General features: G+C 51.8%; 2 protein-coding genes and 1 rRNA gene. All 3 read left to right on the top strand.

All coding sequences use genetic code 11. From position 1 onward, the window contains the following. Positions 1 to 118: ribosomal RNA gene (locus WC715_02345) — 16S ribosomal RNA — on the top strand; the annotation flags it as partial. A gap of 342 nt (positions 119 to 460) precedes the next feature. After that, on the top strand, positions 461 to 4,135 hold the full coding sequence (locus WC715_02340) for a hypothetical protein (protein MFA6171275.1): 3,675 nt from the start codon (positions 461 to 463) through the stop codon (positions 4,133 to 4,135). Between the two features lie 83 nt (positions 4,136 to 4,218). Next, positions 4,219 to 8,262: an Ig-like domain-containing protein gene (locus WC715_02335; GenBank protein ID MFA6171274.1), complete on the top strand. Its 4,044-nt coding sequence runs from the start codon at positions 4,219 to 4,221 to the stop codon at positions 8,260 to 8,262. The last annotated feature ends 2 nt before the right edge of the window (positions 8,263 to 8,264 follow it).

Genomic DNA, 8,264 nt, shown 5'->3' with positions numbered 1-8,264 from the left:
CGTCAAGAGAGTCGGTAACACCCGAAGGCCCCTCACGGGGACTAAGGTGGGACCGATGATAGGGACGAAGTCGTAACAAGGCATCCGTAGCGGAAGCTGTGGATGGATCACCTCCTTTCTAGGGAGATATCAATTCTTAAATTAGTGCTCGCACTGTTTAGGAATATGAAGGTCGATCTTTTGAAAAGCAATTTTCATAAGATACAAATTACGTGTAATCGGCGCCTGTTAGCACAGAAACCTACGATATAAAAAAGACATCTTTATTAGATGTCTTTTTTTGTTCCGTTAAAATATTTTGCTAGCCGCCGCTTTATTTTTTTAATAATTTTTCTTAATCAAATTTTCACGATTTTTTAATCCTAATTTCATTTCCTTATTTTAAACTTCAGTTATCATTACGCCGGACGGCTGGCATATTTTATATAAGAATTTAAATATTATAAGTAATTTAAAAATTATGGAACTCCAAACAAAGATTTTTCTTTGGAAAATCAAAGCGGCAAGATTAAAAAGAAAAATTAAAAAAGCGCTGAAGACCGCAACGCAGGCCATTTTAATTTTAGCGGCGGTTTTTAGCCTGGCGCTTACTCCTCTAAATCAAACTCAAGGCGCGGCTGCCGGGTTAAATGCCAGCCACGACGTTACGGCCGTTAAAGAGCGGCGGGCAAGAAAAGTGACCCAGGCTGACCGGGAAGCCGCGGCCGCCGCCCGAGCATCATCTACGATCGAAAACAAAAATCAGGCTGTCCCCCAAGCCGTCCCCGGCGGGACTCCGGACTATTATAATACGGCAAACTATGCCAATAGCCCGATTTTGCGCAAGTTCGTCGACTCGCTGCCCGGCCTCGGATCGGCTAACGCCAATAACCTCGGCCAGTATATTTCGGTTGCCAATCCAGATACAGTAACTTATCCGGGATCGGATTATTATGAAATTGCCGTAAAAGAATATACTGAAAAGATGCATTCCGATTTGCCGGCCACCAAACTGCGCGGCTATGTCCAGTTAAATAAAGGTACGGACGCTAATGGCCAGAATACAATTTTGCCGGCGCCGATTCATTATATGGGGCCGACGATTGTCGCGACCAAAGACCGCCCGGTCCGAATTAAATTTACCAATATGCTTCCGACCGGCGCCGGCGGCGATCTTTTTTTGCCGGTTGATACGACTGTCATGGGAGCCGGACAGGGACCGTTAGACGCTAGCGGGAATTCCTGCGATCCGATGATGGCTCCTATGCCTGGCATGCCGGCTTGCGAAAGCTACAAGCAAAACCGCGCTACTTTGCACTTGCACGGCGGACGGACCCCCTGGATTTCCGACGGGACGCCCCATCAATGGATTACTCCGGCCGGTGAAAATACCGTTTATCCTAAAGGCGTGAGCGTAACTAATGTTCCTGATATGCCGGATCCGGGCCCGGGATCAATGACCTTTTTTTATTCCAACCAGCAATCAGCCCGGCTTTTATTTTACCATGACCACTCCTACGGCATCACCCGGCTGAACGTCTACGCCGGCGAAGCGGCCGGCTATATTCTACAGGACGCGGCCGAAAAGAATTTAGCAGCCACCGGAGCGATTCCGGCGGACCAGATTCCTTTGATTATCCAGGACAAAACTTTTGTCCCTGACCCGGTTTCTTTAGCCGCCACTGATCCCACTTGGGACACGGCTAAATGGGGAGGGAAAGGAAGTTTGTGGACGCCTCATGTTTATATGCCAAATCAAAACCCCAATATACCCGGCGGCGTTAACGCGTTTGGACGCTGGGATTACGGCCCTTGGATTTGGCCTCCTTTTAATATGATTACCCACCAGCCGATTACGCTTCCTGACGGGACGCTAATCCCGGGAACGCCTAATAATTCTATGGGCATGGAAGCCTTTATGGATACGCCGGTCGTTAACGGCACGGCCTATCCTTACGCTAATTTACAGCCGAAAGCATACCGCTTCCGGGTTTTAAACGCGGCCAATGACCGCTATATGAATCTTCAATTATACGTGGCTGATTCAGCGGTTACGGCTGCGGACGGCCGGACTAATACGGAAGTAAAAATGATTCCGGCTACGCCCGGTACCCCTGTTCCCGCTTATTGGCCTCCGATGGACGGCCGGGCAGGAGGCGTGCCGGATCCAGCGTCCGCCGGACCTTCGATGATTCAGATTGGAACTGAAGGCGGATTTTTACCGGCTCCGGTCGATATTCCCGCTACTCCGATCGGTTGGGATACAGATCCTAAAAGCGTAACGGTCGGCAACGTGAAAGAGCATGGCCTCTTGCTCGGTCCGGCCGAACGAGCGGACGTGATTATTGACTTCTCCGCTTTTGCCGGAAAAACTTTAATTCTCTATAACGATGCTCCGGCGGCTCTTCCGGCCGGCGACCCGCGCTACGATTATTATACCGGCAATCCGAATTTAACATCTACCGGAGGAGCGCCGTCTACATTGGCCGGCTATGGGCCAAACACAAGAACGGTAATGCAGATTCGGGTGGCGGCCGGAACACCTCAAGCGTTTAACCCGGTTTCGTTAAATACCGCTATACCGGCTGCTTTTGCCGCTTCCCAGGATCCGATCATCATTCCCCAGGCGGCCTATAATACCGCCTATGGAAAGACGTTCGCTGATAACTTCGGAAAGATTGCCGATACTTCAATGACCTTTACGCCAGACGGAGCGGCCGCTCCCTTGAATGTCGCTTTTCAGCCTAAAGCCATTATCGAGGAATGGGAGACTAATTACGGGAGAATGGTTTCTAACCTCGGCGTGGAGATGCCTTTTACCAACGGCATGAACCAGACTTCGATTTGGTACGGTTATTTGGATCCCGCCACCGAGCTTTTGAAAGATTCGGGAACTCCTTTGTCGCCGGTAGCCGGGGACGGAACCCAAATTTGGAAAATAACCCATAACGGCGTCGACACCCACACCATCCACACCCATCTCTTTGACATGCAATTGATTAACCGGGTGGATTGGGTCGGGGTGATAAAACCGCCAGAGGCCAATGAACTCGGCTGGAAAGATACGCTTCGGATGAATCCTTTAGAAGACGTGGTTATAGCCCTTAGGCCGGTGGCGCCGAAACAGCCATTCGGCGTTCCTGACAGCGTCCGGCTTCTAGACCCGACTATGCCGGCCGGATCAACCATGCAGTTTAGAAATATTGATCCGATTACCGGACAAGCGCCAGCCGTAACGGTCGCTAACAATCTAACCAATTTTAACTGGGAATATGTTTGGCACTGCCATTTATTATCGCACGAAGAAATGGATATGATGCGCCCGATACAATTCAGCGTGGCGAGCGCGGCGCCGTTCGCGCCTTCGGGGCTGACTGCCGCCTCAAACGGGGCGGGCGTCAATTTAAGCTGGAGCGATCCGACTCCGGCCGCGAGCGCGACAACGCTTGGCAACCCGGCGAATGAAATCGGATTTAAGGTTATGCGCGCCGCAATAACCGGCGGTATTCCCGGCGCTTATACTCAAATCGGTACGGCTTTGGCTAATGCCACTAGCTTCACTGACGCGGCGGCCGCTACTGGAAATTTTAGCTACCAAATCGTTGCTTATAATGCCGCCGGTTCAGCTACCTCCAGCCCGGCCAATACCCAGGTGACGATAAACCAGACAACATCCGCGCTGGCGTTAGCTCCCGGCTGGAATCTAGTTACTTTGCCGATCCAACCCGTTGATGCCCAAACCGGCCAGCCAATCAATTACACTGCCGACTCTTTCGGCGTCTTAGCCGGAGCTGACGTGGTAGTTAGCTGGAACGCAACTACCCAGCAGTATGCCAGCCATGTTGTCGGTTTGCCGATCGGTGATTTTTCACTTACTAACGGAATGGGATTTTTTGTCCACGTCGCGGCGGCTAAAACTCTGTCGATTATGGGAACTCCTTTTCCGCAAATTACGCCGGCGCTTTCGGCCGGCTGGAATGCCGTAGGGTTTAATGGCGCGGCCGCTACTACGGCCGAAGCGTACGGACTTTCGATTGGCGCTAATATTATTACCAAGTTTGACAGCGCCACCCAGCAATACTCGAGCCATATTATCGGCTTCCCGATTAATAATTTCACCATCAATCCTGGTGACGGCGTGTTCGCCCATAAATAATAGAAATGCCTAATACTCATTATTTTATGGATGAAATAATTACAAAGCTAATAAATTTATATATTTAATAAAACTAAAAAAATATGCGAAAGCTAAAGAAAATTATCCAAGCCGCGACGCTTTTCGCCTTAGTGGCGGCGCAACTAGCCTTTCCCATAGCCAAGGCGCCTAAAGAGGCCCAAGCCGCGCAAAACTGTTCCCTGAATTCATTTTACGGCACAGTCACTTATAACGGCGTAGCTACTGACGGTATAACCGTGACTTTAACTGACCTGACTAACGCCGCTTCGGCGCTTACTAACGTAACTTCAGGAGGCGGGATGTATTTGATTGAGTCGGCTAACCTAACGGCCTGCGCCGCACCCGGCGACCAAATTCAGATTTCTGCGACGTATAGCGGCGTGACCGCCACCCAAACCGTGGCTTATGCCGCTCAAGCTTTAACAAACGTTAATCTGGCTCTAACGGCTGTGGTCACTCCGGCTTTAACTAGTATTGCCGTTACTCCAGCTACGGCTTCCATTGCAGCCGGCGCAACCTCACAGTTAACTGCTAACGCGCTTGATCAAAACGGCGCGGCCATGTCTCCCCAGCCGGCTATTACCTGGACCACTTCTAATCCGGCCGTAGCAACGGTTAGCGCGGGAGGCCTGGTTACCGGCGTTAGTGCCGGCGGTCCGGTTATTATCACCGCCGCTTCCGGCGCGGTTTCCGGAACAGCGAGCATTACGGTTACGGCCGCGGTAATTCCGGTTTTGACCAGCATTTCAGTTACCCCGTCCGCCCCGCAAATAATTATCGGTTCAACAGTACAGCTAACCGCCGCCGGATTAGATCAAAACGGAACGGCTCTAGCCGCCCAGCCCGCATTTACTTTTACTTCTTCCAACGCGGGCATTGCCTCGGTCAGCGCCGCCGGATTAGTGACAGCAGTTACTTCCGGGTCGGCGATTATCACCGCCTCTTCCGGCGCGATAACCGGAACAGCGACGGTTAATGTTACCGCCACCCCGGTTACCCCGGTTTTAACTGCAATAAACGTTACCCCGGCCACTGCTTCGGCCACGGCCGGAGGAAACCAGCAATTTAGCGCCGCCGCTCTAGACCAAAATGGCGCGCCAATTGCCGCGGCTTTAAGCTGGTCATCCACTAATCCGGGCATTGCCAGCGTTAATGCCAGCGGTCTCGCAACCGCGGTATCGGCCGGATCAGTTACTATCACCGCCTCTTCCGGCGGAGTTTCAGGAACCGCGAGCTTTACCGTTACTACCGTAGTCCCGACTCCGGTTTTAACCAGTATAAATGTTACCCCGGCGACCGCTTCGATTAATGCTGCCGCTACCCAGCAGTTAACTGCCAATGCCTTGGATCAAAACGGCGCGGCCATGAACCCGCAACCCGTAATTACCTGGACTTCTTCCAATACTGCTATTGCTTCAGTTGATGCTACTGGACTGGTTACCGGCGTTAGTGCCGGCGGGCCGGTTATTATTACCGCTACTTCCGGCGCGGTTTCCGGAACAGCCAGCATTACCGTAACGGCTGTAGTAATTCCAGTTTTGACTACGATAAATGTTACTCCGAACACTCCAGCCATAACTGTCGGCGGAGCTAACGTCCAATTGGCCGCCAACGCCTTAGATCAAAACGGCGCGGCCATGGTGCCACAGCCAGCCTTTACCTGGACCTCGTCTGATCCGATGATTGCCATGGTTGACGCCGCTGGTTTAGTAATGCCCATGGCTGTTGGCACTGCCGTCATCACCGCTACCTCGGGCGCTGTGTCTGGTACGGCGACTGTTACTGTTTCTACTACACCAGTCACTCCGGTGATAACCACTATTAATTTCACTCCGATTGCCCCGTCGGTTATAGCCGGCGCTACTTCACAGCTAGCGGCCAGCGCCTTGGATCAAAACGGCGCGGCCATGGTGCCACAGCCAACCTTTACCTGGACTTCGTCTAATACAGCCGTGGCAACAATAGATGTTAATGGACTGGTGACAGCCGTTTCAGCCGGTACCGCTGTTATCACCGCTACTGACGCTGTTTCTGCGGTTAGCGGAACGGTTACAATAACTGTAACCGCGGCCGCCGCTCCGGTACTAACCACAATAAATATCACTCCGGCCGCTCCGTCGATTCTAACCGGCGCTACTTCCCAACTAACTGCTAATGGGTTAGATCAAAATGGAACCGCTATGAATCCCCAGCCTGCCTTTACCTGGACTTCAGCTAGCCCGGCCGTTGCTACGGTTAGCGCTACCGGCTTGGTTACTGGCGTTTCAGCCGGTACCGCGGTTATTACGGCGGCTTCCGGGGGAGTGAGCGGCAATACTACGGTAACTATTACGGCGATTGTTCCGGTCTTAACTACGATTAACGTCACTCCGGCCGCTCCGTCAATGGCAATCGGAACAACGGCTCAACTTGCTGCTAATGGATTAGACCAATCCGGTGCAGCCATGAATCCCCAGCCTGCCTTTACCTGGACTTCAGTTAGCCCGGCCGTTGCTACGGTTAGCGCTACCGGTTTGGTTACTGGCGTCAGCATAGGTACGGCCGTAATCACGGCTGTGTCAGGGAGCGTTAGCGGAAATGTTACAGTTACTATAACGGCCGCGCCTCCGGTCTTAACATCAGTTAATTTAACGCCGGCTCCGGTTTCAGTTATTGTTGGCGGCACCATCCAGTTTAACGCTACGACCCTTGACCAGAATGGAGCCGCGATGACTCCGGCGCCGTCCTTAACTTGGACTTCGGCCAATCCTTTGATCGGGACCATTAATGCCAGCGGCTTATTTACCGCGGTTGGTATAGGGACAACGACCGTGTCTGCCACCAGCGGGGCTATCACCGGTACGGCTAATATCACCGTTGCTTCGACCAGCCCATTATTAACTGTATTGACTATCAGTCCGGGAACCACGAGCTTAAATGTTGGCGGTACCCAGCAATTCACTGCTGCCTCGACTGATCAATTCAGCAACCCGCTTTTCCCCAGCCCAGCTCTTACCTGGACATCATCTGATAACGGGATTGGAACAATTAGCGCCTCCGGGTTATTCACTGCCGTAGCCGCCGGGACTGTTACAATTACCGCTTCAGGCTTAGCTTCAACTACTCCGGTCAACGCGACGGCTACTATTACTGTTGCCGCGCCAACTCCCCCAGCTCCTTCTGGCGGTAGTGGAGGAGGCGGCGGAGGCGGCGGACATAGCTCTCCTGCCCCGACTCATGTTGAATCCGTAAACGTATCTTTGGCCGTTAGCCCTTCCCAAAGCGGAGAGGCTGCCTATCATTTCGCTAACGGAACTGGAATTGAAATTCAGGTTCCGGCCGGCGCGGTCGCTAACACTACAATTTTTTCCGTCTTCCAGGGCGGGCTGTCAGACAATAATACTCCGATTGATACGGCCGGCGCTTTTCTTATTGGCGGCCAGGTATTTAATATCTCGGCCATGAGCGGAAACAGCCCGGTTGCCAGCTTTAGTAAGAATTTAGAACTGAATTTTACTCTCTTAAACATCCCTGATGACCAGCCGAATATCGGCGTGTTCTACTTTGACCCGGCCCAAGGCGCCTGGATCCTTATTCCGGATTTTTCCTACGACGCTTCTAAGAGCCAATTCTCGGTTTCAGTTAACCATCTGACCGAATTCGCGGTAATAAGGGTGCCTGGGCTGCCGGCCGCGGTAAAAGCTAAACCTAAGACCGCAAGCGGAGAAAGCTCTAACGGTTCGACCGGAGGGCAAGTATTAGGAGAAAAACGGTTCGGAGAAGGTTCGCTTCTACGCGGCCCGGATAAAAAGATATATGTAATATCGGGTGGAAATAAAGTGAGAGTTGCTTCCTTAGCTGAACTGAAGAAATACAAAGGCAAAAAAATCAATAACGTTTCGCAAAGCGAACTGGACAGATATCCCACTGCCAAATCCGTAAGCGCGGCAGCCGCCGGCGTAAAAAAATTTGCCAACGGGACCTTGATAAAAGCTAAGGACAAAAAGATTTACGTGATAAGCGGCGGAAAAAAAGTTCATGTTAAATCTTTATCCGATCTGAAGACCAAATACGCCAGAAAGACGATAATAAGCGTTGATGAGGCGTTATTTAGGAGCATCCCTTAAAC

Source organism: Patescibacteria group bacterium, assembly GCA_041661505.1.
GTDB lineage: Bacteria > Patescibacteriota > Patescibacteriia > Patescibacteriales > JBAZCA01 > JBAZCA01.
Note: the sequence above shows the minus strand (reverse complement) of the source record. Positions and strands in the feature narration are given on the sequence as shown.

Bases quoted from the DNA above. Each gene is read 5' to 3' on its own strand.
- WC715_02340 (MFA6171275.1), top strand. From the start codon at position 461: ATGGAACTCCAAACAAAGATTTTTCTTTGGAAAATCAAAGCGGCAAGA.
- WC715_02335 (MFA6171274.1), top strand. From the start codon at position 4,219: ATGCGAAAGCTAAAGAAAATTATCCAAGCCGCGACGCTTTTCGCCTTA.